Here is a 24660-nt window from a genome sequence, read left to right on the forward strand (position 1 = left end):
GTACGAAGCCCGGGAGGCCCCGGGGCCGAGCGGTGCGAGAGCCGCGTCGGGGAGGGGCTCGACCAGGCGCTGGACCCGGTCGTGACGGCCCTGACGGGTGTCACCGCCGCGCGCTGACAGGGCGGCGGAGGGGCCGCGGGCCTACAGTGGCTGGTACCCGGTACCCCTGGAGCGCCGCCATGAGCGTCATCACCCAGCCCACGGACCTGCTGCGCGCGCAGGACCCGCAGATGGCCGACGTGCTGGCCGGGGAGCGACAGCGTCAGGCCGACACGCTCCAGATGAGCGCCGCGGAGAACTTCACCTCGACCGCCGTGCTCGCCGCGCTCGGGTCCGCGCTCGCCAACAAGTACGCCGAGGGGTACCCCGGCGCCCGGCACCACGGCGGGTGCGAGTACGCCGATCTGGCCGAGCGGACCGCGGTGGAGCGGGCCAAGGCGCTCTTCGGCGCCGAGCACGCCAACGTGCAGCCGCACTCCGGCTCCTCCGCCGTCCTGGCCGCGTACGCCGCCCTGCTGCGGCCGGGGGACACCGTGCTGGCGATGGGACTCCCGTACGGCGGGCACCTCACCCACGGGTCGCCCGCCAACTTCTCCGGGCGGTGGTTCGACTTCGTCGGCTACGGCGTCGACGCCACCACCGGCCTCATCGACTACCGGCAGGTCCAGCGCCTGGCCCACGCGCACCGTCCCAAGGCGATCGTCTGCGGCTCCATCTGCTACCCCCGCCACCCCGAGTACTCGGCCTTCCGGGAGATCGCCGACGAGGTCGGGGCCTACCTCATCGTGGACGCCGCCCATCCCATCGGGCTGGTGGCCGGCGGGGCCGCGCCCAGCCCCGTCCCCTACGCCGACGTCGTCTGCGCGACCACGCACAAGGTGCTGCGCGGCCCGCGCGGCGGCATGGTGCTGTGCGGCGCCGAGTACGCGGAGCGCATCGACCGGGCGGTGTTCCCCTTCACCCAGGGCGGGGCCCAGATGCACACCATCGCCGCCAAGGCCGTGGCCTTCGGCGAGGCGGCACGGCCGGCCTTCACCACGTACGCGCACCGGGTCGTCGCGCATGCCCGGGTGCTGGCGGGCGCGCTCCAGGACCACGGGTTCACCCTCACCACCGGCGGCACCGACACCCATCTGATCACCGCCGACCCGGCGCCGCTGGGCGTGGACGGCCCGACCGCCCGGGGCCGGCTGGCCGCCGCCGGGATCGTGCTGGACACGTGCGCCCTCCCGTACGGGGACCAGCGCGGCATCCGGCTGGGCACGGCCGCCGTGACCACCCAGGGGATGGGGGAGGCGGAGATGGTCCGGATCGCGGCGCTGTTCGCCGCGGCCCTCGGCGGAGATGGCGTGAAAACACGTACGGAGGTCGGCGAGCTCACGGCAGGATTTCCCCCTTACGGGGAGTAAGCATGACAAGCAGGGCGTACTGGAACCGGGATACCGCCCCCTCGCGTCCTCGATGAAGGTGACATCGCAGCTAATGTGTGGGGCTGAGATGGCCGGCGATACATCTGGGGCAGCCCGTGCGTGAATATCTGCTGACGCTTTGCGTCACGGTCGCGGTGACCTACCTGCTGACCGGGCCCGTGCGGAAGTTCGCGATCGCGGCCGGGGCCATGCCGGAGATCCGCGCCCGCGACGTGCACCGAGAGCCCACACCGCGACTGGGCGGCATCGCCATGTTCGGCGGGCTCTGCGCCGGCCTGCTGGTCGCCGACCACCTGCGGAACCTCAACGGGGTCTTCGAGCTGTCGAACGAGCCGCGCGCGCTGCTCTCCGGAGCGGCGCTGATCTGGCTGGTCGGTGTCCTCGACGACAAGTTCGAGCTCGACGCCCTGATCAAGCTCGGCGCGCAGATGATCTCCGCCGGTGTGATGGTCATGCAGGGTCTGACCATCCTGTGGATCCCCGTCCCGGGTATCGGGACGGTCCCGCTCACCCAGTGGCAGGGCAACCTGCTCACCGTCGCCCTCGTCGTGATCACCATCAACGCCGTGAACTTCGTCGACGGCCTCGACGGCCTGGCCGCCGGCATGGTCTGCATCGCCGCCGCCGCGCTCTTCCTCTACGCGTACCGGATCTGGTTCGGCTACGGCATCGAGTCGGCCGCGCCGGCGACCCTCTTCGCCGCGATCCTGATGGGCATGTGCCTGGGCTTCCTGCCGCACAACATGCACCCCGCCCGGATCTTCATGGGCGACTCCGGCTCGATGCTCATCGGCCTGGTGCTGGCCGCCTCCGCGATCTCCCTCACCGGGCAGGTGGACCCGGACGCGCTGGCCCTCTTCGCGGGTGGTGAGCGCAACGCGACGCACGCGATGCTCCCCGCCTACATCCCGCTGATCCTGCCGCTGACGGTCATCGCGATCCCGATGGCGGACCTGGTCCTGGCAATCGTCCGGCGTACGTGGAAGGGCCAGTCGCCCTTCGCCGCCGACCGCGGGCACCTCCACCACCGGCTGCTGGAACTCGGGCACTCGCACAGCCGTGCGGTCATGATCATGTACTTCTGGTCGGGACTGATCGCCTTCGGCACGGTGGCCTATTCCGTGCATTCCTCCACGATGTGGATCGTGCTGGCGATCGTCGTGCTGAGCGCGGTCGGCCTGATCCTGCTGCTCCTGCCGCGCTTCACCCCGCGCGCCCCGCGCTGGGCGGAGGGTCTGGTTCCGCCGCGCTACCGCCATGCCGAACGTGCGGCCGAAGCTGCCGCGGAGGCGGCCGCGCGGGATGCCTCGGGCGCGGAGCCGGAACCGGCGCGGCCGATCGCCGCCGGTGTCTCCGGCGTCAACGGAGCGACTGCCGTGGGCCCCCGTTCGCGCTTTCCCGACCGGCGTAAGGCTGAATCCGCCCGCTGACGGCTGATTCGCATGTCGGACATGGATGGCCTTTACCAGACAAGCCGTCCCCCTGTCGCGCACACACGGGCAGGGTCACTCTCATGTGTGACAGTCGGCACACCCGACAGGTAAAGCTCTCATCAAATAGTTTGTGATACCGTTCACTAAACCCGGCGACAGAGCCGAAGGACCGTAGTGCGACGGTCCCTTGGCCCGAGGTCCTCTCTCGGACCGGGCTTACGCTCGTCCCGTACGAGTCCCGTTACCCCCACCATCACGCGGAGCCATGCGCCATGCTGTCCGATGACGCCCGAACCCTTCTGCACACCGCCGTACCCACCGCTGCCGTCGGCGTCGTCGCCGCCGTCATCTGCGGCGTGGTCGCGGGCGGTAAGGGAGCGATCGGGGCGCTCGCGGCCACGGTCGTCGTGATTCTGTTCATGGGTATCGGATTCGTCATCCTGCAGCGCACGGCACGATCGCTGCCGCATCTGTTCCAGATGATGGGTCTGGCGCTCTACACGACCCAGATCCTGCTGCTCTTCGTCTTCGTCGCCGTGTTCAAGAACACGACGCTGTTCAATCCCAGGGCATTCGCGATCACCATCGTCGCGGCGACCCTTGCTTGGATCGCCGCGCAGACGCGCGCGCACATGAAGGCCAAGATCCTTTACGTCGAGCCCGAGTCCACCAAGCGTGGCAAGGGTGAGAAGCCTGAAAACACGGGGCCCTCGTCGTGAACGGTAGGGGCGGAATAAGTGCTCGTTCGAGATGCTGCTATCGTCCGGTGCCATATGCGGCATCGCGGGCGCAGGCATCTGAGCTGACGCCTGCTCAATCGCGAGGCTCACTGCCTGCAAGCCGCCCCCACATCCGTAAGACCAGTCCCGTGCCGAACCGCGGCTGTGCGCCGCGCCGACACAACGAGGTTGCCGTACCTATGCGCCACGCTGAAGGAGCCCGCGGTGAGTGCTGACCCGACGCAGGTGCTCGCCTTCGAGACCGATTGCCACATCTTCGACGGCTGTGGTTTCCCGGCTCCTGGCCTGCACTCGTTCCTGTTCGAGCCGATCTTCGGCGACATGGACGGAGCCGTCTACTTCAACAAGACGATGCTCCTGGCCCTGCTCGGGTCCATCATCATCGTCGGATTCTTCTGGGCCGCCTTCGCCAAGCCGAAGCTGGTTCCGGGGAAGCTCCAGATGGTTGCCGAAGCCGGCTACGACTTCGTCCGCCGCGGGATCGTCTACGAGACGATGGGCAAGAAGGAGGGCGAGAAGTACGTCCCCTTCATGGTCGCGACGTTCTTCTTCGTCTGGATCCTGAACCTCTGGTCGATCATTCCGGTCGCCCAGTTCCCGGTGACCGCGGTCATCGCGTACCCGGCCGGTATGGCCCTGGTCATCTACTTCATGTGGATGTCGGTCACCTTCAAGCGCCACGGTTTCGTCGGCGGCCTGAAGAACCTCACGGGCTACGACAAGTCGCTCGGTGGCATCCTGCCGCTGGTCATGCTGATCGAGTTCTTCTCGAATGTGATCGTCCGCCCCTTCACCCACGCGGTCCGTCTCTTCGCGAACATGTTCGCCGGTCACACCCTGCTGCTGCTCTTCACGATCGCCAGCTGGTACCTGCTGAACGGCATCGGCATCGCCTACGCGGGCGTGTCCTTCGTGATGGTCATCGTGATGACCGCGTTCGAGCTCTTCATCCAGGCTGTCCAGGCCTACGTCTTCGTGCTGCTGGCCTGCAGCTTCCTCCAGGGCGCCGTCGCCGAGCACCACTGACCGCCCCACCCCCAAACCACCAGTCGTCCGGTGGCCAACCCCCACCGGTCCATGAAAGAGAAGGAAGAACCGGCATGTCCGCTCTCCAGACCCTCGCTGCTGGCGTCGAAATCAAGGGCAACCTCGGCTCCATCGGTTACGGCCTCGCGGCCATCGGCCCCGGCGTCGGCGTCGGCATCATCTTCGGTAACGGCACCCAGGCCCTGGCCCGCCAGCCCGAGGCCGCCGGCCTGATCCGCGCCAACCAGATCCTCGGCTTCGCCTTCTGTGAGGCGCTCGCCCTCATCGGTCTGGTCATGCCGTTCGTCTACCCGACCTCCTGATCCCGGTAGCGAACAGACCCTTTAGTCGGAAGGCACTGATGTGAACCCTCTGGTTCAGCTCGCGGCCGAAGAGGCGGAAAACCCCCTCATCCCGCCGATCCCCGAGCTCGTCATCGGTCTGATCGCCTTCGTCATCGTCTTCGGTTTCCTCGCGAAGAAGCTCCTCCCGAACATCAACAAGGTTCTGGACGAGCGTCGCGAGGCCATCGAAGGCGGTATCGAGAAGGCTGAGGCCGCTCAGACCGAGGCCCAGAGCGTGCTGGAGCAGTACAAGGCCCAGCTCGCCGAAGCCCGGCACGAGGCCGCGCGCCTGCGCCAGGAAGCGCTGGAGCAGGGCACTGCGCTCAAGGAAGAACTGCGCGCAGAGGGCCAGCGGCAGCGTGAGGAGATCATCGCTGCCGGCCACGCCCAGATCGCGGCGGACCGTAAGGCCGCCTCTCAGGCGCTGCGTCAGGACGTTGGCAAGCTCGCCACCGACCTGGCCGGAAAGCTCGTCGGCGAGTCCCTCGAGGACCACGCCCGGCAGAGCCGCACCATCGACCGCTTCCTCAGCGAGCTTGAGGAGAAGGCCGAGGCGGCCCGATGAACGGAGCGAGCCGCGAGGCGCTGGCCTCCGCGCGTGAGCGTCTCGACGCGCTGACGGACAACACGTCCGTCGACGCGGCGAAGCTCGCCGGTGAGCTGGCTGCCGTCACCGCGCTGCTCGACCGTGAGGTCTCGCTGCGTCGGGTCGTCACGGACCCGGCGCAGTCCGGCGAGGCCAAGGCCGAGCTGGCCGGTCGCCTGCTCGGCGGCCAGGTCGGCGGGGAAACCCTCGACCTGGTGTCCGGCATGGTCCGGTCCCGCTGGTCGCAGTCCCGCGACCTGGTGGACGCGCTGGAGGAGCTGGCGGCCACCGCCGACCTCACGGCCGCCCAGCGGGCGGGCGCGCTCGACAACGTCGAGGACGAGATCTTCCGCTTCGGCCGGATCGTCTCCTCGAGCACCGAGCTGCGTGCCGCGCTGACCGACCGGGCGGCGACCGCCTCCGCCAAGAGCGAGCTGCTGCGCAGCCTGCTCGGCGGCAAGGCGAACGCCGTCACCGAGCGCCTGGTGATCCGTCTTGTCACGCACCCGCGTGGACGTAGCCTGGAAGCGGGACTGGAGTCCCTTTCCAAGCTCGCCGCCGAGCGCCGTGACCGCATGGTCGCCACCGTGACCAGCGCGGTTCCGCTCAGCGACGTGCAGAAGACGCGCCTCGGCGCGGTGCTGGCCAAGCTGTACGGCCGACAGATGCACCTGAACCTCGACGTGGACCCCGAGGTCCTCGGCGGGATCTCGGTGCGAGTCGGCGACGAGGTCATCGACGGCACCATCGCGGACCGCCTCTCCGAGGCGTCGCGCCGCATGGCCGGCTGACCAGCCACCAATAGAACAGAAGCATTCCTAGCGGCCCGGTTGGGCCGTGCAGAACTTGCAGAAGATTCCTGGGGGTCGCCCCCAGACCCCTAAGAAGCTTCAGGCCCAACAAGGAGAGCAGGGAACCCAGATGGCGGAGCTCACGATCCGGCCGGAGGAGATCCGGGACGCACTGGAGAACTTTGTCCAGTCGTACCAGCCGGACGCGGCCTCGCGCGAGGAGGTCGGAACGGTCAGCGTTGCCGGCGACGGCATCGCGAAGGTGGAGGGCCTGCCCTCCGCCATGGCGAACGAGCTGCTGAAGTTCGAGGACGGCACCCTCGGTCTCGCCCTCAACCTCGAGGAGCGCGAGATCGGTGCGGTCGTCCTCGGCGAGTTCAGCGGTATCGAGGAGGGCCAGCCGGTGCAGCGCACCGGTGAGGTGCTCTCGGTCGGCGTCGGCGAGGGCTACCTCGGCCGCGTCGTCGACCCGCTCGGCAACCCGATCGACGGTCTCGGCGAGATCGCGACCGAAGGCCGTCGCGCCCTGGAGCTCCAGGCTCCTGGCGTCATGGTCCGCAAGTCCGTCCACGAGCCGATGCAGACCGGCTACAAGGCCATCGACGCGATGGTGCCGGTCGGTCGCGGTCAGCGTCAGCTGATCATCGGTGACCGTCAGACGGGTAAGACCGCTCTGGCCGTCGACACGATCATCAACCAGCGCGACAACTGGCGCTCGGGCGACGTGAACAAGCAGGTTCGCTGCATCTACGTCGCCATCGGCCAGAAGGGCTCGACCATCGCGTCCGTTCGCGGCGCCCTGGAAGACGCCGGCGCGCTCGAGTACACGACGATCGTCGCCGCCCCGGCGTCCGACCCGGCCGGCTTCAAGTACCTGGCGCCGTACACCGGTTCCGCCATCGGCCAGCACTGGATGTACGCCGGCAAGCACGTCCTGATCATCTTCGACGACCTGTCGAAGCAGGCCGACGCCTACCGCGCCGTGTCGCTGCTGCTGCGCCGCCCGCCGGGCCGCGAGGCCTACCCGGGTGACGTCTTCTACCTGCACTCCCGTCTGCTGGAGCGCTGCGCGAAGCTGTCCGACGACATGGGTGCCGGTTCGATGACCGGTCTGCCGATCGTCGAGACCAAGGCGAACGACGTGTCGGCGTTCATCCCGACCAACGTCATCTCCATCACCGACGGCCAGTGCTTCCTGGAGTCCGACCTGTTCAACGCGGGCCAGCGCCCGGCGCTGAACGTCGGTATCTCGGTCTCCCGCGTCGGTGGCTCCGCCCAGCACAAGGCCATGAAGCAGGTTTCCGGCCGTCTGCGCCTCGACCTGGCCCAGTACCGCGAGCTGGAGGCGTTCGCCGCCTTCGGTTCCGACCTGGACGCCGCGTCGAAGGCCGCGCTGGAGCGCGGCAAGCGCCTGGTCGAGCTGCTGAAGCAGGGCCAGTACCAGCCGATGCCCGTCGAGGAGCAGGTCGTCTCCGTCTGGGCCGGTACCACCGGCAAGATGGACGACGTCCCGGTCGCCGACATCCGTCGCTTCGAGTCGGAGCTGCTGGAGCACCTGCGCCGCGAGCGCAAGGACCTCCTCACCTCCATCGCCGACGGCGGCAAGATGTCGGACGACACCCTGGGCTCGATCGCTGACGCCATCGCTTCCTTCAAGCGCCAGTTCGAGACCTCGGACGGCAAGCTCCTGGGCGAGGACGCACCGGCCGTCAACGTCTCCAAGTGACGACGGAAGGGACCTGACTCATGGGAGCGCAGCTCCGGGTCTACAAGCGTCGCATCCGTGCCATCACGGCGACCAAGAAGATCACCAAGGCGATGGAGATGATCGCCGCCTCGCGCATCGTCAAGGCGCAGCGCAAGGTGGCGGCGTCGATGCCGTACGCGACCGAGCTCACCCGTGCGGTGACCGCGGTGGCGACCGGCTCCAACACCAAGCACGCCCTGACGACCGAGGTCGAGGCGCCGACCCGCGCCGCGATCGTGCTCATCACGAGCGACCGCGGTCTGGCCGGCGGCTACTCCTCGAACGCCATCAAGCAGGCGGAGCGGCTCACCGAGCGGCTGCGCGGCGAGGGCAAGGAGGTCGACACCTACATCGTCGGCCGTAAGGGGCTGGCCTACTACGGCTTCCGCGAGCGCAAGGTCGCGGATTCGTGGACCGGCTTCACCGACAGCCCGGCCTACGCCGACGCCAAGCGCGTCGCGGGGCCGCTGATCGAGGCCATCCAGCTGGAAACGGCCGAGGGTGGCGTCGACGAGCTGCACATCGTCTACACGGAATTCGTGTCGATGATGACGCAGAACCCGGTCGACGGCCGGATGCTGCCGCTCAGCCTCGAGAAGGCTCCGGAGGAGACCGGTACGAAGGGCGAGATCCTTCCGCTGTTCGACTTCGAGCCGTCGGCGGAGGACGTCCTCGACGCCCTTCTGCCGCGCTACGTCGAGAGCCGCATCTACAACGCACTGCTGCAGTCGGCCGCTTCCGAGCACGCCGCCCGCCGCCGCGCGATGAAGGCGGCGACCGACAACGCCGGAGACCTCATCAAGAGCCTCTCCCGGCTTGCCAACGCGGCCCGCCAGGCCGAAATCACCCAGGAAATCAGCGAGATCGTCGGTGGCGCGAGCGCCATGGCTGACGCGACCGCGGGGAGTGACAAGTAATGACGACCACTGTTGAGACGGCCGCCGCCACGGGCCGCGTCGCCCGGGTCATCGGCCCGGTCGTCGACGTGGAGTTCCCCGTCGACGCCATGCCCGACATCTACAACGCGCTCAAGGTCCAGGTCGCCGACCCGGCCGAGGACGGCGCGCTGAAGACCCTGACCCTCGAGGTCGCGCAGCACCTGGGTGACGGCCTCGTCCGTACCATCTCGATGCAGCCGACCGACGGTCTGGTCCGCCAGGCCCCGGTGACCGACACGGGCGAGGGCATCACCGTCCCCGTCGGTGACTTCACCAAGGGCAAGGTGTTCAACACCCTCGGTGAGGTGCTGAACTACCCGGAGGAGAACGCCAACGTCACCGAGCGCTGGCCGATCCACCGCAAGGCGCCCCGCTTCGACGAGCTCGAGTCGAAGACCGAGATGTTCGAGACCGGCGTCAAGGTCATCGACCTTCTCACCCCGTACGTCAAGGGTGGAAAGATCGGTCTGTTCGGTGGTGCCGGTGTCGGCAAGACCGTTCTGATCCAGGAAATGATCTACCGCGTCGCCAACAACCACGACGGTGTGTCGGTGTTCGCGGGCGTCGGTGAGCGTACCCGTGAGGGCAACGACCTCATCGAGGAAATGGCCGACTCCGGCGTCATCGACAAGACGGCGCTTGTCTTCGGCCAGATGGACGAGCCCCCGGGCACCCGTCTGCGCGTCGCGCTCGCCGGTCTGACCATGGCGGAGTACTTCCGCGATGTGCAGAAGCAGGACGTGCTGTTCTTCATCGACAACATCTTCCGGTACACCCAGGCGGGTTCCGAGGTGTCGACCCTGCTCGGCCGCATGCCCTCCGCGGTGGGTTACCAGCCGAACCTGGCCGACGAGATGGGTCTCCTCCAGGAGCGCATCACCTCGACCCGTGGTCACTCGATCACCTCGATGCAGGCGATCTACGTCCCCGCGGACGACCTGACCGACCCGGCGCCGGCGACCACCTTCGCCCACCTCGACGCGACGACGGTTCTCTCCCGTCCGATCTCCGAGAAGGGCATCTACCCGGCCGTGGACCCGCTGGACTCGACGTCCCGCATCCTCGACCCGCGGTACATCGCGGCGGACCACTACGCCACGGCGATGCGCGTCAAGGGGATCCTGCAGAAGTACAAGGACCTCCAGGACATCATCGCGATCCTCGGTATCGACGAGCTGGGCGAGGAGGACAAGCTCGTTGTCCACCGTGCCCGTCGCGTCGAGCGCTTCCTGTCGCAGAACACCCACGTGGCGAAGCAGTTCACCGGCGTGGACGGTTCGGACGTTCCGCTCGACGAGTCGATCACCGCGTTCAACGCGATCTGCGACGGTGACTACGACCACTTCCCCGAGCAGGCGTTCTTCCTGTGCGGTGGCATCGAGGACCTGAAGGCCAACGCCAAGGAGCTGGGCGTCTCCTGATCCGGCGCGCTCCGCGAGGGGCGCATCCGGTTCGTACGTTCTGAGGAGAGGGGCGGGTGTGTCCCGTCCCTCTCCCCACGCCCATTAGAATTTGACCCAACACCCGGCCGACCCGCCGGGTGGTGACCCGAGGAGCCACCTTGGCTGCTGAGCTGCACGTCGAGCTGGTCGCGGCGGACCGCAATGTCTGGTCCGGCGAGGCCACCCTTGTTGTCGCCCGCACCACGTCCGGCGACATCGGCGTCATGCCCGGTCACCAGCCGCTTCTCGGTGTGCTGGAATCGGGCCCGGTGACCATCCGTACCAGCGACGGCAACACCGTCGTCGCCGCGGTGCACGGCGGTTTCATCTCGTTCGCGGACAACAAGCTGTCCCTGCTGGCCGAGATCGCCGAGCTCGCGGACGAGATTGACGTCCAGCGTGCGGAGCGGGCACTGGAGCGCGCGAAGGCGGAGGCCGACGCGGCCGCCGAGCGTCGCGCTGATGTCCGGCTGCGCGCCGTAACGGGCTGAACGCCCGTCGGAGTTTGATCGTTCGAGTGCCGGGGGCGTGCCCTCCGGGACTCGGCAGACCTCAGCCGCGGTCCGTGCTGGAATTTTCCAGACCGGGTCGCGGCTGAGGCGATGCAGGTCCTCCCCGGACTCCGTCTGGGAGGGGCCCCCGTTTCTCATGTGTATTCGATGAGCGAGGAGGTCGGTGAAGATGCTCCTCGCTCTGCTTGTGAGCGGCCTGGTCGTAATCCTGGTGGTGATCGGGCTGTTTGTCTTCGGGCTGCGCCGCAGACTCATCCAGCGGTCCGGCGGCACCTTCGACTGCAGCATGCGCTGGGGCGTGTCCGAGGAGCCCGACATCTCCGGCAAGGGCTGGGTGTACGGGGTCGCGCGCTACAGCGGTGACCGGATCGAGTGGTTCCGGGTGTTCTCGTACTCCCCGCGGCCGCGCCGGCTGCTGGAGCGGTCCTCCATCGAGGTCGTCGCCCGCCGCGCCCCGGAGGGCGAGGAGGAGCTGGCCCTGCTCTCCGACGCCGTCGTGCTCGGCTGTCTCCACCGGGGGACGCGCCTGGAGCTGGCGATGAGCGAGGACGCGCTGACCGGTTTCCTCGCGTGGCTGGAGGCGGCGCCTCCCGGCCAGCGGGTGAACGTGGCCTAGCCCGTACGCCGAGAAGCCGAGAAGCCGAGAAGCCGGGGAGACGGGGGCGGACCCGTCTCCCCGGCTTCGGTCTTTACTGCAGCCCGGTGTGGACCGCGTTCGCGAGCTCACCGTTGGTGGTGTCGCCGCTGAACTCCCAGTAGAAGGCTCCCCTGAGGCCCTGCTGCTTGGCCCAGGTCATCTTCCCGGCGATCGTGGCCGGGGTGTCGTAGCTCCACCAGTTGCTGCCGCACTTGGCGTAGGCCGTGCCGGCGATCGTGCCGGTGGCCGGGCAGCTGGTCTTGAGCACCTTGTAGTCCTCGATGCCCTGCTCGTACGTGCCCGGGGCCGGTCCGGTGGCGGTGCCGCCGGGGGTCGCCTGGGTGACGCCGGTCCAGCCGCGGCCGTAGAAGCCGATGCCGAGGTTGAGCTTCGAGCCGGGCACGCCCTTGGCCTTGAGCTTGGCGATGGCGTCGGCCGAGTTGAAGCCGGCCTGCGGGATGCCCGCGTAGGAGGTGAGCGGGGAGTGCGGGGCCGTCGGGCCCTGGGCCGCCCAGGCCCCGAAGAAGTCGTACGTCATGACGTTGTAGAAGTCGGTGTACTGCGCGGCGCCCGCGTAGTCGGCCTTGTCGATCTTGCCGCCGTCCGAGGCGTCGGCGGTGATGGCCGCGGTGACCAGGTTGTTCGCGCCGAACCGGGTCTTCACGGCCTGCATCAGGTTCTTGAAGGCGGCCGGGCCGCTGGTGTCGCAGGACAGGCCGCAGGCGTTCGGGTACTCCCAGTCCAGGTCGATGCCGTCGAAGACGTCGGCCCAGCGCGGGTCCTCGACCAGGTTGTAGCAGGACTGGGCGAAGGCGGCCGGGTTCGCGGCGGCCTGCGGGAAGCCGCCGGACCAGGTCCAGCCGCCGAAGGACCACAGGATCTTGATGTTCGGATAGGCCTTCTTCAGCTTGCGCAGCTGGTTGAAGCTGCCGCGCAGCGGCTGGTCCCAGGTGTCGGCGACGCCGTCGACGCTCTGGTCGGCGGTGTAGGCCTTGTCGTAGTCGGCGTAGGCGTCACCGATGGTGCACTGGCCGTTCTGGACGTTGCCGAAGGCGTAGTTGATGTGCGTGATCTTGCCGGCGGTGCCGGAGGTGACCAGGTTCTTCACGTGGTAGTTGCGGCCGTAGACGCCCCAGTTGGTGAAGTAGCCGAGCTTGACCTTGCCGCCCGGGTCCGGGGGGATGACCCCGCCGGTCGTGGTGACCGTGGTGGAGCCGGAGGAGGGGCCGGTCTGGTCGATGGTGTCGCGGGCGGTGACGCTGTACGTGTACGTCGTGCCCTTGGTCAGGCCGGAGTCGGCGTAGCTGGTCCCGGTGACCGTGGCGACCTTGGCGGAGCCGCGGTAGACGTCGTAGTTCTTGACGCCCTTGTCGTCGGTGGCCGGGGTCCAGGTCAGGGTGAGCGAGGTGTCGGCGACGTTGCTCGCGGTGGGGGCGCCGGGAGCCGTGGGGGGAGTGTCGCCGGGCGGGGTGGTGCCGTCGCAGGAGGCGCCGTTGACCTTGCAGCCGCTCGGGGCGCCGCCGCCGGCGCCGTTGAAGCCGAAGCTGGCGCTCGCGCCGGGGGCGAGGGTGCCGTTCCAGCCGAGGTTCTTGGCGGTCCAGTGGGTGCCCGAGCTCGTGACGGTGGCGTCCCACGCGGAGGTGACCGAGGTGCCCGCCGGATAGTCCCACTCCACGGTCCAGCTGCTGAGGGTGGTGGTGCCGGTGTTCTTCACCACCCACTTGCCCTCGAAGCCGGAGCCCCAGTCGGAGACCTTGGTGTACGCCGCCGTCGCGGAGGCGGCCGCCTGGGCCGGGCCGGCCAGCGCGACGAGGCCGGTGACGGGCAGGGCGAGCGCGGCCACGATCGCCGCGACGCGGTGGAAGAGCCGGGTACGCCTGGTGCGGGGTGGGGATGCTGTGCTCAAGGGTGATCCTCCGTAGGTCCGTCGCGGTCGTGGGGCCGACTACGACATGGGGGTGGGACCTGCGCCGCCCGTGAGCACGCTTTGTCATGGCACGCTCACCACAGTGTTGCGGCGAGCGTAGAAAGGTCTGGACCAACCGTCAAGAGGTCCAGACCGGTGCGCGCCCGCGTGCCTATATCCCCAACTCCTGTGCCAGGACCGCCGCTTGAAGCCTGCTGCGCAGCTCCAGCTTGCCCAGCAGCCTGCTGACGTGCGTCTTGGCCGTCGCCTCCGCCATCTCCAGGCGTACCGCGATCTCCGCGTTCGACAGGCCCTCGCCCAGCGCGCTCAGCACCTCCCGCTCCCGCGGGGTCAGGGAGTCGACCGCCGCCGCCCGCTCCGGCGCGGGCCGCGCCGGGCGGGGCGCCGCGAACTCCGCGATCAGCCGCCTGGTCACCGCCGGAGAGATCAGCCCCTCCCCGCGCGCGACGGTCCGTACCGCCCCGATCAGCTCCGCGGCGTCCGCGTTCTTCAGCAGGAAGCCCGCGGCCCCCGCCCGCAGCGCCCCGAAGACGTATTCGTCGAGGTCGAAGGTGGTCAGCACCAGGACGTCGGCCAGGCCTTCCGAGACCACCTGACGGGTCGCCGACACCCCGTCGAGCCGGGGCATCTGCACGTCCATGAGGACGAGATCCGGCCGCAGCTCCCGGGCCAGGCGCACCGCCTCCTCGCCGTCGCCCGCCTCGCCCACCACCTCCACGTCGCCCGCGCTGCGCAGGATGAGCACCAGCCCGGCCCGGACCGCGCCCTGATCCTCCGCCACCACCACCCGAATGGTCATGCCTCCACCGCCTTCTCCTCCGCGGGCAGTGTCGCCCGGACCTGCCACACCGCACCGGACCGCCCCGCCGTGAACTCCCCGCCCAGTAGCTCCGTCCGCTCCCGCATGCCGATCAGCCCGGCCCCCGAGCCCGGGGCGCGGGGCCCGGGCCGGTCCCCGAAGGGCGAGTCCACCCCCACTGTCAGCAGCCCGCCGGTATGCGCCACGCGGACCGTGACGGTGCCCGGGGCGGCGTGCTTGAGGGCATTGGTCAGCGACTCCTGGACGATCCGGTACGCCGCCAGCTCCACCGGCGCCGCCGCCGGCTCCCCGGAGGGCCGCTCGTCGTGCAGTACGAAGGTCAGCCCGCTCGCCGAGCCGTTGGTCCTGGCCTGCCCGAGCAGGGCCTCCAGGCCGTCCAGCGAGGGCACCGCGACCGCCTCCTTGTCGCCGCCGGCGTCCCGCAGCAGCCCGATCAGGCGGCGCATTTCGGCCAGCCCCTGCACGCTGTTCTCGCGGATCACCCCGAGCGCGTCCCGGCTCGTCGCGGCCGTGTCGATGGAGAGCGCGGCGGTGGAGTGGATGGCGATGGCGGACAGGTGGTTGGCCACCATGTCGTGCAGCTCCCGGGCCATCCGGGCGCGCTCGGCGGCCACGGCCTGGCTGCGGTCCATCTCGGCCAGCAGCGCGGTCTGCTCGGCGCGCAGCCGGGCCGCTTCGGCGGCCTCGCGGTGGTTGCGCAGGGTGGCGCCGGTCAGGGCCGGGCCGAAGGTCACGATGCCGGTGACCGCGCCGAGCAGCAGGGCCTGCGGGGTGCGCAGCCAGGCCAGCGAGGCGATGGTGACGACGATGGTGATCAGACCGGTGCTGACCGGGAGCCGCCGGGCCATGGTCGGTGTTCCGTACACGACGGCGGCGTACATCAGGTCGGTGAAGATCACGATGGTGGCGAGGCTGCCGACCGTGAACTGGTCGGCGATCATCCCGACGGTGCCGACGGCCAGGGCCAGGTGCGGCTTGGTGCGGCGCAGCAGCTCCATCGCGCCGAGGACCACGAGCGGGACCAGGGCCGCCCAGGCGGGCAGGAAACCCCGGCCGGGGCTGCTGTAGACGCCGAGCGACCAGAAGGCCAGGCCCGCGGCCGTGCTGACCACCGCCAGGAAGACGTCGTCTCGGTGGGGGCGCAGGCTCTTCTCGGTCACGTTCCCATCCAACAGGGTGCACGGGCCCCGCACCTCGGCGGAGAGGCCGACGTGCGGGTACATCGAACGATGCAGGCCCACATGGTCAATGGAGACGACGTGCGGGGCCCGGCCGGACGGGAGCCTGGAAGGGAACGAAGAACCCGAGCGGACGGAGAGTCCCATGATCGTCGCGCTGATCATCGCCTGCGAGGTCGGTTTCTGGGTGCTGCTGGCAGCCGGTCTGGCCCTGCGCTACCTCGCGAGGATGCCCAGGCTGGGGGCGGCGGTCCTGCTGTGCGAGCCCCTGATGGAGCTCGTCCTGCTGGTGGTCACCACGCTCGACCTCAAGAACGGCGCCGAGCCGGACTGGAAGCACGGACTGGCCGCCCTGTACATCGGCTACACCGTGGCCTACGGCCACTACACGATCACGTGGCTCGACGGGCACGCCGCGCACCGGCTGGCGGGGGCACCGAAGCCGGCGGGCCCCGGGTACGGGAAGGCGAGGGCCCGGCACGAGTGGAAGCTCTGGGTCCGTACGGTGATCGCCGCCGCCGTCGCCCTGGCGCTGCTGCAGGTGGCGATCTGGTACGTGGGCGACGCGGGCGATGTCAGCTCGCTCCGGGGCTGGCAGTCCGGCGCCCTGCGGGTGGTCGCGATCCACGCCCTGGTCGCCGCGGCATACACGATCTGGCCGAGCAGGGCCCCGGCCGTCCGGGACGCTCCCTAGCGCTCGCCGCCCGGCACCCACAGCACGTCCCCGACCTCCTTGTTGGCCACCCGGGCCAGGATGAACAGGAGGTCGGAGAGCCGGTTGAGGTAGGTGGCGGTCAGCGGGTTCATCACCTCGCCGTGCACCTCCAGCGCCGCCCACGTCGAGCGCTCGGCGCGCCGGACGACCGTGCAGGCCTGGTGCAGCAGGGCCGCGCCCGGGGTGCCGCCGGGGAGGATGAAGCTGCGCAGCTTCTCCACCTGCTCCAGGAAGCGGTCGCAGTCCGCCTCCAGCTTGTCCACGTAGAACTGCTCCACGCGCAGCGGCGGGTACTCCGGGTTCTCGACCACCGGGGTGCACAGGTCCGCGCCGACGTCGAACAGGTCGTTCTGCACGCGGACCAGGACCTTCACCACGTCCGCCGACAGCCCGCCGAGCGCGATCGCCGTCCCGATGGCCGCGTTGGCCTCGTTGGCGTCGGCGTACGCCGAGATCCGCAGATCGGTCTTGGCGGTGCGGCTCATGTCGCCCAGGGCGGTCGTGCCCTTGTCGCCGGTACGGGTGTAGATGCGCGTGAGGTTCACCATGCGGCCAGGGTAGACGGCCCCGCCGGGGAAATTCCGGGCGCGGTCGGCGCCGCCCGCGTACGGTCCGGGAGGGGCGCGGGAGCCCCGGGAACGGGGGAGTGGCCGCGTGGCCGACGCGTACTACATCTGGCGGCTCGCCGAGGCCGCCCAGCAGATCGACCTCCTGGCGGGTTTCCTGGCGACCCGGCACGCACCCGGCCCGGACCACCACCTCGCCGAACCGGCCGAGTGCGCCCGGGCCGGGCGCGCGGCCGTTGCCGCCGGGCGGCTGGGGGAGGCCCTCGACCGCGTCGACGACCTGCGCGAGCACGCCGCCCGCTGGGCGGAGCATCCGCACCATCCGGGCGAACCGGGCGCCGCCGAACACGACGCGCGGGTCTGGGACTACGCGAAGGACATGCTGCGCGCGGAGCACGCGCCCGCGCGGGCGTACCTCCCCGCGGCCCGCGACATCCTCGTGCGGCTCCGCTTCCTGCAACGGGAGATCTGTGCCTGCCCGCAGGCGGACGCGCAGGCCAGGGCCGACGCGCACTACCTCGCGGGCCGGGGCGCCATGGCCGTCGAAATCGGGCGCCTCGGGGCCGCGCGCAAGGAGCTGCGGCGACTGCGCGCACTGGCCGAGAAGTGCCCCGGGGCCCACGGCGCCTGAACTGGACGGCCGGGCAGGGCTGCTGGGCCGTACCGGTGTGATGTCCGTCATCTGAGACGTGACGCGTGTTACTTCACGGTCACACCGCACCGCCCGGGCGCTAGTCTCCGCCGGAGTGACTACGTGACTGTGCCGTAGGGAAACGAGGGGTGTGTAGTGGCTGGGAAGCTCGCCGTCATCGGTGCCGGACTCATGGGTTCGGGAATCGCGCAGGTCTCCGCTCAGGCGGGTTGGGACGTCGTGCTCCGTGACGTCACCGAGGCCGCGCTCACCCGTGGCACGGACGGAATCAAGGCCTCCTACGACAAGTTCGTCTCCAAGGGGAAGCTGACGGCCGAGGACGCCGAGGCGGCGCTCGCCCGCATCACCACCACCACGGACCTCGACGCGGTCGCCGACGTCGACATCGTGGTGGAGGCGGCCTTCGAGAAGATCGAGATCAAGCACGAGATCTTCCGCGCCCTGGACAAGATCGTCCGCGAGGACGCGATCCTCGCCTCCAACACCTCCGCCATCCCGATCACGAAGATCGCGGCCGTGACGGAGCGTCCGGAGCGGGTCGTCGGCGCCCACTTCTTCTCGCCCGTCCCGATGATGCAGCTGTGCGAGCTCGTGCGCGGCTACAAGACGAGCGACGAAACCCTCGCCGCCACCCGCGCGTTCGCCGAGTCCGTCGGCAAGACCTGCATCGTCGTCAACCGCGACGTCGCCGGTTTCGTGACGACCCGTCTGATCTCCGCGCTGATCGTCGAGGCCGCCAAGCTGTACGAGTCGGGCGTCGCCTCCGCCGAGGACATCGACATCGCCTGCAAGCTCGGTTTCGGGCACGCGATGGGCCCGCTGGCCACCGCCGACCTCACCGGCGTCGACATCCTCATGCACGCCACCAGCAACATCTACACCGAGTCCCAGGACGAGAAGTTCGCCCCGCCGGAGCTCATGCGCCGGATGGTGGACGCCGGGGACATCGGCCGCAAGAGCGGCCAGGGCTTCTACAAGCACTGAGGCCTGGCCCTGCCACGGAGCAGCACCGTTCGAATGCCTTCACCCCTCAGGGTGAATTAGGTATCGGTTCGCTCACGGTCGGCAACTTCCCCGCCCGAGCGGCAGTCAGTTGCAGTGAGAGTTGCCGACCACGGACCAGTCGGACCATACGTACGCAGTACCGCCGGGAGTACACATGCACATCAGGGGCGACCACGCCGAACTCGCTGTCGGGGGCCGCCTCGACGTGCGCAGCGCGGCGGACGCCCGTACGGCCCTCCACTCCGCCCTCGACGACGGCCAGGGCGATCTCGTGCTCGATCTCACCGGGCTCGACTCCTGGGACGCGACCGGCCTCGGCGTGATCATGGGAGCGCACCGCCGGGCCGGCCGGTCCGGCCGGCGCCTGGTCCTGCGCGGCGTGCCGCCGCAGATGCAGCGGCTGCTCGTCGCGACCCGGCTGCACCGGATCCTCGCGATCGAGGGCGGCCTGGAAGCGGAGTCCCTGCCCCGCGTCTGACCGGCGTGCCGCTGACCTCCGCATTCCCTGCGGAAACGTAACGGTCCGGTGGTGATCGCACCCCTGCGGTTTCCCGCACGACCGGCCACGGTCTAGGGTTCGGGCGGAAACCGGACCGGTGGCGACAGCGGGTGCGCGAAGGCCGGGCGGTACGACGGCGAGGCGCGCGGCCCGCGATCGGGGGACTGGGTCATGGACCGTACACAGGGGCAGACCGGACAGCACGAGCAGCCCGAAGGCGGCTCCTCGCCCGCGGCGCCCACCGCGGCCGCCGCACCCGGGGCGGCCGGGCCCGCACGGGTCGTCAGCCTGACCGCGGGCGAGTTCGCCCTCACCGTCAACCCGGTCGACGGCAGCGAGATCGAACCGCTGCGCCCCGGCACCGGGCCGGGCCGGCCCGCCAAGCGCGCCGCGGCCGCCCGCGCGGCCCGCGCCGCCGCCGCACGTCCGCCCGTACTGCCGGGCCCCGCCGCCCCCGCCCGCCCCCTGCTGGCGCGCGAGGAGGCGCGGGAGCGACTGGTGCGCCTGCTGGGCCGGGGCCGTTCCGTACGGCTGACCGGGCCCTCGGGATCCGGCCGCACCGCACTGCTCGACGCGGTCGCCGACCGGTGCGCGGGCCTGGCGCCCGACGGCGTCGTACGGCTCAGCGGATACGGGCACCAGCAGCCCGGGGAACTGCTCCACACCCTCTACGCGACCGTGTACGAGGCCGAGCGGCAGCGACCCGCACGGGCCGAGCTCCTGGCCCGCGTACGGGAGATAGGCGCCGTCGTCCTGCTGGACGACCTGGAGATGGGCGGGACCGCCCTCGACGAGCTGATGCGCGCCACCCCCGAATGCGCCTACCTGCTGGCCGCGACCCCCGACACGAGGGCCCCCTCCGACGACTCGCACATCGAGGAGGTCTTCCTCGGCGGACTGGGCCGGGACGAGTGCCTGGAACTGCTGGAGGCGGGCGTGGGACGGCCGCTGACGGACGAGGAGACCGCCTGGGCGGGGGACCTGCGCTTCGCCTCCGAGGGACTGCCCCTGCGCTTCGTCCAGGCCGCCGCCCTGCTGCGGCAGCGCGACGAGCTCAACCACAGCGACGAGGACGACGAGGAGGAGGAGCCCGGCGTCTTCGAGGAGCGCCCGCGCGACGCCGTGCACGTGCCGCTGCCGACCCTCGCCGAGGGCGCCGCTCCGGCGGAGCTGCTGGCCTCGCGGGTCAGCGAGTCGGCACGCGCGGCCCTGCGGATCGCGTGCGCGCTGGGCGGCGAGCTGCCGCACCACGCGCACCTGCCCGCGCTGGTGGGGGACACCCACGCCGACACGGCGGTGGCGGAGCTGCTGGCCTGCGGGCTGCTGACGCCCGTCGGGACGCGGTACCGGCTCGCATCGGGAGTCGCGCGGCAGCTGGAGGAGGTCGGGTACGGGGACACCGCGCCGGAGGAGGCCCGTACGGCCGCCCGGCACTACGCCTGGTGGACCGGGCACGCCTCGGTGGTCCCGGAGCGGGTCGCGGCGGAGGCGGACGCGGTGCTCGCGGCGCTGGCCGGCGCGGACGTGGTCGCGGCGGTGCTGCTGGCGCGCACGGCGGCCGCGGCCTTCGCGGCCTCGCTGCACTGGGAGGCCTGGGAGCGGGTGCTGCGCTCGGGAGCGGAGGCCGCGCGCAAGGCCGGAGAGGTCGCCGAGCAGGCGTACTTCCACCACGAGCTCGGGGTGCTGGCCCTGTGCGAGGAGCGGCTGGACCGGGCGCGGGCCGAGCTGGAGACCTCGATCGGGCTCAGGGGCGCCCTGGCGGACAAGCGGGGCACGGTCGCGGGGCGGCGGGCGCTGGCGCTCGTCGTCGACCGGGAGACGGCGGGGGCGGCCGCGTCACCCCCGCTGCGACTGGAGGCACCGGCCGCCGCGGCGGCCGCTCCGGAGGCCGTGACGGTGGCCACCCCGGCCGCTGCGGCGCCCAAGGCGCCCAAGGCCGCCCCCCTGGCCGGGGCGGCTCCGGCGGCCTCCGAGGCGCCCACGACCAAGGTGCCCCCGGTGGCTCCCGGGGCCCGGGTCGCCCCCGTGGTCCCGGTGTCCGCCGAGGCGGTGACCCGGATGACCCCGGTCGTGCCCGTGACCGGCCGCTCCGAGGCACCCACGACGCTGTCCGAGGTCTTCGAGGACGCCTTCCCGCTGCAGCCGAAGCCCGCCCTGCCGACCGCGCCCCGGCCCGCCGCCGCACCCGCCCCGGCCCCCGGCCGTCGCCGGCTCGTGCTGCTGGCCGGCGCGGGCGCACTGGCGGTGGTGACGCTCGGGACGGCCGTGAGCCTCGCGCTGAGCTCCTCGGACACCGCGCCCCCGGAGCAGGCACCGACGGTGTCCGCCACCCCCGCGGCCACGGAGTCCACCACGACCGCCGTGACCAGCGGGAACGATCCTGCGCCGGAGCCGCCCGTCTCGGCCCCGCCGGCGGAGACCTCCGGGCCCGGGCAGAGCGCCGCTCCGGCCCCGGGCCGCAGCCCCTCCCGGACGCCGTCGCGCCGCCCGTCCCCGACGCCGCCCAAGTCCCGCCCGACGACGCCCGTTTCGCCCGCGCCGACCAGCGCGGAGCCCACGCCCACCTCGACGGGGACCGGCGAGCCCACGCCGACGGCCACCACCACCCAGACGGGCACGGCCGTCTCACCGGTCACGGAGCAGTGAACGACAACGGCTCCGTCCCGAGGGACGGAGCCGTTGTGCGGAGCGCGGCGGAGGATCAGAACAGGCGGAGCTTGTCGTCCTCGATACCGCGCAGCGCGTCGTAGTCCAGGACCACGCAGTCCATGCCGCGGTCCGTCGCCAGGACCTTCGCCTGCGGCTTGATCTCCTGGGCCGCGAAGACGCCCCGGACCGGGGCCAGGTGCGGGTCGCGGTTGAGGAGTTCGAGGTAGCGCGTCAGCTGCTCGACACCGTCGATCTCGCCGCGGCGCTTGATCTCCACGGCCACCGTCGCGCCCGAGGCGTCCCGGCACAGGATGTCCACCGGGCCGATCGCCGTCATGTATTCGCGCCGGATCAGGGTGTAGCCCTCGCCCAGCGTTTCGATGCGGTCCGCGAGGAGTTCCTGGAGGTGTGCCTCGACGCCGTCCTTGATGAGCCCCGGGTCGGTGCCGAGCTCGTGGGAGGAGTCGTGGAGGACTTCCTCCATGGTGATGATGAGCTTCTCGCCCGCCTTGTTGATGACCGTCCAGATGTTGGCCTCATCGCCGCTCCCCTCCTTGAGGGTGCACGGCGGCGACATCCAGTTGAGCGGTTTGTACGCTCGGTCGTCCGCGTGGATCGAGACACTGCCGTCGGCCTTCACGAGGATCAGACGGGGTGCCGAGGGCAGATGGGCGGTGAGCCGGCCCGCGTAGTCGACGGAGCAGCGGGCAATGACGAGACGCATGGTCGGCAACGCTACTCGACGAGCGGGCCTTCACGCGATTCGCCCCTGAAAGCCCCGTTCGCCGATGGCGCGTTGTATGCGCATTCTCCTGGTGCGTCACCGATGGGACGCCTACCGTGGTGAGCGGGAGGTTGCCGAGCGTGCACTCTGCGTCGCGATCTCCTTCCCTGCCCGTAAGGCTCCGGCAACCCAAACAGCCGGGGTCGCGAGAGGAGAACCCATGTCGCTCGACGTCTCACCGGCCCTACTCGAACAGGCCGAGCGAGGCGAGGTCGACGAAGCCGCTTTCGTCGACTGCGTCCGGACCTCCCTGCCCTTCGCCTGGGAGATGATCAGCTCGCTGGTGGCTCAGCTGAAGGTGGACGGCGGAGAGTTCGCCGACAACCAGACGCCGCCGCCGGACGAGCAGGCGCGGGGGCAGCTGCTGCGCGCCCTCGCGAGTGACGCGATACGCGGTGCGCTGCAGCGGCACTTCGGAGTGCGCCTGGCATTCCAGAACTGCCACCGGGTGGCGGTGTTCCCGCTGGATCCCTCGGTGGACGACCGGCTGGCCAAGTTCACTTCGATCCGCGGCCAGCTGCTCAACCAGTCGCCCGAGCTGCGGGACTGCTAGACACTGCCGGCCGTGTCCCGGCCGCCTCTTTCGGATCATGCCGCCCGGGCGTGATCCGGAAGAAACGGCCCAGGTGTCCAGGTGGGGCCGGTAGGTCTCAGCCGAGACGGGGAAGGACTTCGGCGCCGAGCCGGCGTACGTTCTCCTCCGTCGCGGCAAGATCGCCCGAGCCCTCCGTCATGAGCGCGAAGCGCGTGATGCCCGTCCGTGCCGACGTGGCCGCCAGCCGGTCCGCCGCCACCTGCGGGGTGCCCACCGGGTGCAGGTCGCACAGGAGTTCCGTATAGGCGACCGGATCCCGCATCGCGCGCGCCCGACCGTCCACCGTCACATGCGCGTCGAGGCCCTGCTTGAGCCAGCCCGGCATCGCCTTCAGCAGGGTCTCGCGTGCACCCGCCGTACGGTCCGCGATCTGGCACACCCCGGCGGAGACGTGCCCCGCGTCCGCCACGTGCTCGCGCGAGTGGCCCGCCGCCAGCGCCGTGCTGCGCCACAGCGCGACCATCTCTGCCTTGGTGTCGTCCCCGCAGTGCATCCCGAGGAGCATCGGCAGCCCGCGCTCCGCGGCCATCCGCACCGATGCCGGCGAGGTGCAGGCCACGATGACCTCGGGCCCCGCCGCGTCCCCGTCCAGGGCCTCCGCGGGCCGCGGTACGACGGCCACCTCGCGGAACGCGTACCGCTCGCCGGCGGCTCCCACCCGCGCCCGGGTCAGCCACCGCCGCAGCAGGTCCAGGGCCTCCGGGAAGCCGTTCTCGTAGCTGTCCAGGCCGCCCCCGAACACCTCCAGGTCGACCCACGGCCCGCCGCGGCCCACCCCGAGGGTGAACCGGCCGCCCGAGGTCATGTGCAGCAGGGCCGCCTGCTCCCCGAGCGCCACCGGATGCGTGCTCGGCAGCACGCTCACCGCCGTGCCCACCCGCAGCCGCCGGGTCCGGCCCAGCAGCAGGGCCGCCAGGGTCACCGCCGACGGGCAGACCCCGTACGGGACGAAATGGTGTTCGGCGAGCCAGACCGAGTCGAGCCCGGCCTCCTCGGCCACCTCGGCGGTCCGCACCGCCCGGTGCAGTGCCTCGCCCTGTCCCTGGCCCGGGAACTGGGCCGCCAGTACAAACGCTCCTACGCGCATCGCCTATAGCCTCCTCGCGGCTGACGCGGCCTCCCCCAGGTGGACCGGTTCTTCCTATGGCAACAACGTCTGACACGTGCCAAAGGCACGGGCTGACACGAAAGTTATTGGGATTGTCGGGCCGCCCCGCTCCGCGCTGCCGCCTTCCCCGGCAACCCTGCGGGTAGCCGGCCTCGCTGCGCGTAGTCTGGGAGAAAGTCACTGCCGTCCGCCCATCCGTGAGGTATACGTGTCACCGCGCAACAACCGCCCCAGGGGCGGCGAGACCCCGGACGAACGCCCCAGCACCGGCCTCGACCGCTACGGGCTGGAGCGCACGGAGGAGTACCAGGGCGAGGACTGGAAGGTCCGGCACGTGGCCGGCGCGAGCGCGGCGGGCAAGCGCTACCGCTGCCCCGGCTGCGACCAGGAGATCCCCTCCGGCACCCCGCACCTGGTGGCCTGGCCCGAGTACGGCGGCGTGGACGACCGCCGGCACTGGCACAAGGCCTGCTGGAACGCGAAGGACCGCCGCACCTCGAAGGTGCAGCGGTCCCGCAACGCGCCGCGCTACTAGC

General features: G+C 70.7%; 25 protein-coding genes. 19 read left to right on the forward strand and 6 right to left on the reverse strand.

What is annotated here, in order from left to right:
• The first annotated feature begins 179 nt into the window (after nucleotides 1–179).
• The 12 genes from ACXNSR_RS26420 (at nucleotide 180) to ACXNSR_RS26475 (ending at nucleotide 11605) form a co-directional block, all read left to right on the forward strand.
• Nucleotides 180–1409: a serine hydroxymethyltransferase gene (locus tag ACXNSR_RS26420; RefSeq protein ID WP_458637915.1), complete on the forward strand. Its 1230-nt coding sequence runs from the start codon at nucleotides 180–182 to the stop codon at nucleotides 1407–1409.
• Between the two features lie 116 nt (nucleotides 1410–1525).
• Nucleotides 1526–2860, forward strand: a complete 1335-nt coding sequence (locus tag ACXNSR_RS26425; protein WP_458637916.1) for an MraY family glycosyltransferase — start codon at nucleotides 1526–1528, stop codon at nucleotides 2858–2860.
• A 275-nt stretch (nucleotides 2861–3135) separates the two neighbouring features.
• On the forward strand, nucleotides 3136–3582 hold the full coding sequence (locus ACXNSR_RS26430; RefSeq protein WP_458637917.1) for a hypothetical protein: 447 nt from the start codon (nucleotides 3136–3138) through the stop codon (nucleotides 3580–3582).
• 210 nt (nucleotides 3583–3792) lie between these two features.
• The gene (atpB, locus tag ACXNSR_RS26435) at nucleotides 3793–4629 is read left to right on the forward strand and encodes a F0F1 ATP synthase subunit A (RefSeq protein WP_458643397.1); all 837 of its coding nucleotides are present in this window, start codon (nucleotides 3793–3795) and stop codon (nucleotides 4627–4629) included.
• A 74-nt stretch (nucleotides 4630–4703) separates the two neighbouring features.
• Nucleotides 4704–4952 (forward strand): ATP synthase subunit c family protein, encoded by a 249-nt coding sequence (locus tag ACXNSR_RS26440; RefSeq protein ID WP_030008695.1) that lies wholly within the window; start codon nucleotides 4704–4706, stop codon nucleotides 4950–4952.
• Nucleotides 4953–4992: 40 nt separating this feature from the next.
• A complete protein-coding gene (locus ACXNSR_RS26445) occupies nucleotides 4993–5538 on the forward strand; it encodes a F0F1 ATP synthase subunit B (protein ID WP_030008696.1) in 546 nt (181 codons plus the stop codon).
• On the forward strand, nucleotides 5535–6350 hold the full coding sequence (locus ACXNSR_RS26450; RefSeq protein WP_458637918.1) for a F0F1 ATP synthase subunit delta: 816 nt from the start codon (nucleotides 5535–5537) through the stop codon (nucleotides 6348–6350). Before ACXNSR_RS26445 ends, ACXNSR_RS26450 begins: the two co-directional genes overlap by 4 nt.
• A 130-nt stretch (nucleotides 6351–6480) precedes the next feature.
• Nucleotides 6481–8076, forward strand: coding sequence for a F0F1 ATP synthase subunit alpha (atpA, locus tag ACXNSR_RS26455; protein ID WP_458637919.1), 1596 nt, complete (start codon nucleotides 6481–6483; stop codon nucleotides 8074–8076).
• 20 nt (nucleotides 8077–8096) lie between these two features.
• Nucleotides 8097–9014, forward strand: a complete 918-nt coding sequence (locus tag ACXNSR_RS26460) for a F0F1 ATP synthase subunit gamma (RefSeq protein WP_458637920.1) — start codon at nucleotides 8097–8099, stop codon at nucleotides 9012–9014.
• The gene (gene atpD, locus ACXNSR_RS26465; protein WP_376112411.1) at nucleotides 9014–10456 is read left to right on the forward strand and encodes a F0F1 ATP synthase subunit beta; all 1443 of its coding nucleotides are present in this window, start codon (nucleotides 9014–9016) and stop codon (nucleotides 10454–10456) included. The genes ACXNSR_RS26460 and atpD overlap by 1 nt, the downstream gene beginning before the upstream one ends.
• 140 nt (nucleotides 10457–10596) lie before the next feature.
• Nucleotides 10597–10968 (forward strand): F0F1 ATP synthase subunit epsilon, encoded by a 372-nt coding sequence (locus ACXNSR_RS26470; RefSeq protein WP_030008701.1) that lies wholly within the window; start codon nucleotides 10597–10599, stop codon nucleotides 10966–10968.
• Nucleotides 10969–11158: 190 nt separating this feature from the next.
• Entirely contained in the window at nucleotides 11159–11605 is a 447-nt protein-coding gene (locus ACXNSR_RS26475) for a DUF2550 domain-containing protein (RefSeq protein ID WP_030008702.1), read from the forward strand.
• Nucleotides 11606–11678: 73 nt separating this feature from the next.
• On the opposite strand, the gene ACXNSR_RS26480 is transcribed toward ACXNSR_RS26475, so the two are convergent.
• From ACXNSR_RS26480 to ACXNSR_RS26490, 3 genes are all read right to left on the reverse strand, one after another.
• Nucleotides 11679–13532, reverse strand: a complete 1854-nt coding sequence (locus ACXNSR_RS26480) for a glycosyl hydrolase family 18 protein (RefSeq protein WP_458637921.1) — start codon at nucleotides 13530–13532, stop codon at nucleotides 11679–11681.
• Nucleotides 13533–13704: 172 nt separating this feature from the next.
• Complete coding sequence (locus tag ACXNSR_RS26485; protein ID WP_458637922.1) at nucleotides 13705–14352, reverse strand: response regulator; 648 nt, start codon at nucleotides 14350–14352, stop codon at nucleotides 13705–13707.
• Entirely contained in the window at nucleotides 14349–15533 is a 1185-nt protein-coding gene (locus ACXNSR_RS26490; RefSeq protein WP_458637923.1) for a sensor histidine kinase, read from the reverse strand. Before ACXNSR_RS26490 ends, ACXNSR_RS26485 begins: the two co-directional genes overlap by 4 nt.
• 163 nt (nucleotides 15534–15696) lie before the next feature.
• Here ACXNSR_RS26490 and ACXNSR_RS26495 point away from each other — a divergent pair, with 163 nt between their 5' ends.
• On the forward strand, nucleotides 15697–16245 hold the full coding sequence (locus ACXNSR_RS26495) for a hypothetical protein (protein WP_458637924.1): 549 nt from the start codon (nucleotides 15697–15699) through the stop codon (nucleotides 16243–16245).
• Here the strand turns inward: ACXNSR_RS26495 and ACXNSR_RS26500 are convergent.
• A complete protein-coding gene (locus ACXNSR_RS26500; protein WP_150259391.1) occupies nucleotides 16242–16814 on the reverse strand; it encodes a cob(I)yrinic acid a,c-diamide adenosyltransferase in 573 nt (190 codons plus the stop codon). The genes ACXNSR_RS26495 and ACXNSR_RS26500 overlap by 4 nt on opposite strands.
• 106 nt (nucleotides 16815–16920) lie before the next feature.
• Between ACXNSR_RS26500 and ACXNSR_RS26505 the strand changes: the two genes are divergently transcribed.
• The 4 genes from ACXNSR_RS26505 (at nucleotide 16921) to ACXNSR_RS26520 (ending at nucleotide 21634) form a co-directional block, all read left to right on the forward strand.
• Nucleotides 16921–17463, forward strand: coding sequence for a hypothetical protein (locus tag ACXNSR_RS26505; protein WP_458637925.1), 543 nt, complete (start codon nucleotides 16921–16923; stop codon nucleotides 17461–17463).
• A gap of 156 nt (nucleotides 17464–17619) precedes the next feature.
• On the forward strand, nucleotides 17620–18468 hold the full coding sequence (locus ACXNSR_RS26510; RefSeq protein WP_458637926.1) for a 3-hydroxyacyl-CoA dehydrogenase family protein: 849 nt from the start codon (nucleotides 17620–17622) through the stop codon (nucleotides 18466–18468).
• Between the two features lie 175 nt (nucleotides 18469–18643).
• On the forward strand, nucleotides 18644–18967 hold the full coding sequence (locus tag ACXNSR_RS26515; protein ID WP_458637927.1) for an STAS domain-containing protein: 324 nt from the start codon (nucleotides 18644–18646) through the stop codon (nucleotides 18965–18967).
• A 192-nt stretch (nucleotides 18968–19159) separates the two neighbouring features.
• Complete coding sequence (locus ACXNSR_RS26520) at nucleotides 19160–21634, forward strand: ATP-binding protein (protein WP_458637928.1); 2475 nt, start codon at nucleotides 19160–19162, stop codon at nucleotides 21632–21634.
• Nucleotides 21635–21689: 55 nt separating this feature from the next.
• Here ACXNSR_RS26520 and nucS read toward each other — a convergent pair whose 3' ends face one another.
• Nucleotides 21690–22361 (reverse strand): endonuclease NucS, encoded by a 672-nt coding sequence (nucS, locus tag ACXNSR_RS26525; protein WP_458637929.1) that lies wholly within the window; start codon nucleotides 22359–22361, stop codon nucleotides 21690–21692.
• 220 nt (nucleotides 22362–22581) lie between these two features.
• On the opposite strand from nucS, the gene ACXNSR_RS26530 reads away from it, so the two are divergent.
• On the forward strand, nucleotides 22582–22974 hold the full coding sequence (locus tag ACXNSR_RS26530; protein WP_030009605.1) for an SCO5389 family protein: 393 nt from the start codon (nucleotides 22582–22584) through the stop codon (nucleotides 22972–22974).
• Between the two features lie 97 nt (nucleotides 22975–23071).
• Here ACXNSR_RS26530 and ACXNSR_RS26535 read toward each other — a convergent pair whose 3' ends face one another.
• Nucleotides 23072–24103 (reverse strand): LLM class flavin-dependent oxidoreductase, encoded by a 1032-nt coding sequence (locus ACXNSR_RS26535; protein ID WP_458637930.1) that lies wholly within the window; start codon nucleotides 24101–24103, stop codon nucleotides 23072–23074.
• 229 nt (nucleotides 24104–24332) lie between these two features.
• On the opposite strand from ACXNSR_RS26535, the gene ACXNSR_RS26540 reads away from it, so the two are divergent.
• Entirely contained in the window at nucleotides 24333–24659 is a 327-nt protein-coding gene (locus ACXNSR_RS26540; RefSeq protein ID WP_030009607.1) for a hypothetical protein, read from the forward strand.
• The last annotated feature ends 1 nt before the right edge of the window (nucleotide 24660 follow it).

This window comes from Streptomyces sp. NC-S4 (assembly GCF_054353315.1).

Bases quoted from the DNA above. Each gene is read 5' to 3' on its own strand.
- ACXNSR_RS26495 (WP_458637924.1), top strand. From the start codon at position 15,697: ATGATCGTCGCGCTGATCATCGCCTGCGAGGTCGGTTTCTGGGTGCTG.
- ACXNSR_RS26430 (WP_458637917.1), top strand. From the start codon at position 3,136: ATGCTGTCCGATGACGCCCGAACCCTTCTGCACACCGCCGTACCCACC.
- atpD (WP_376112411.1), top strand. From the start codon at position 9,014: ATGACGACCACTGTTGAGACGGCCGCCGCCACGGGCCGCGTCGCCCGG.
- ACXNSR_RS26475 (WP_030008702.1), top strand. From the start codon at position 11,159: ATGCTCCTCGCTCTGCTTGTGAGCGGCCTGGTCGTAATCCTGGTGGTG.
- ACXNSR_RS26515 (WP_458637927.1), top strand. From the start codon at position 18,644: ATGCACATCAGGGGCGACCACGCCGAACTCGCTGTCGGGGGCCGCCTC.
- ACXNSR_RS26520 (WP_458637928.1), top strand. From the start codon at position 19,160: ATGGACCGTACACAGGGGCAGACCGGACAGCACGAGCAGCCCGAAGGC.
- ACXNSR_RS26535 (WP_458637930.1), bottom strand. From the start codon at position 24,103: ATGCGCGTAGGAGCGTTTGTACTGGCGGCCCAGTTCCCGGGCCAGGGA.
- ACXNSR_RS26460 (WP_458637920.1), top strand. From the start codon at position 8,097: ATGGGAGCGCAGCTCCGGGTCTACAAGCGTCGCATCCGTGCCATCACG.
- nucS (WP_458637929.1), bottom strand. From the start codon at position 22,361: ATGCGTCTCGTCATTGCCCGCTGCTCCGTCGACTACGCGGGCCGGCTC.
- ACXNSR_RS26450 (WP_458637918.1), top strand. From the start codon at position 5,535: ATGAACGGAGCGAGCCGCGAGGCGCTGGCCTCCGCGCGTGAGCGTCTC.
- ACXNSR_RS26485 (WP_458637922.1), bottom strand. From the start codon at position 14,352: ATGACCATTCGGGTGGTGGTGGCGGAGGATCAGGGCGCGGTCCGGGCC.
- atpA (WP_458637919.1), top strand. From the start codon at position 6,481: ATGGCGGAGCTCACGATCCGGCCGGAGGAGATCCGGGACGCACTGGAG.
- ACXNSR_RS26440 (WP_030008695.1), top strand. From the start codon at position 4,704: ATGTCCGCTCTCCAGACCCTCGCTGCTGGCGTCGAAATCAAGGGCAAC.
- ACXNSR_RS26420 (WP_458637915.1), top strand. From the start codon at position 180: ATGAGCGTCATCACCCAGCCCACGGACCTGCTGCGCGCGCAGGACCCG.
- ACXNSR_RS26500 (WP_150259391.1), bottom strand. From the start codon at position 16,814: ATGGTGAACCTCACGCGCATCTACACCCGTACCGGCGACAAGGGCACG.
- ACXNSR_RS26530 (WP_030009605.1), top strand. From the start codon at position 22,582: ATGTCGCTCGACGTCTCACCGGCCCTACTCGAACAGGCCGAGCGAGGC.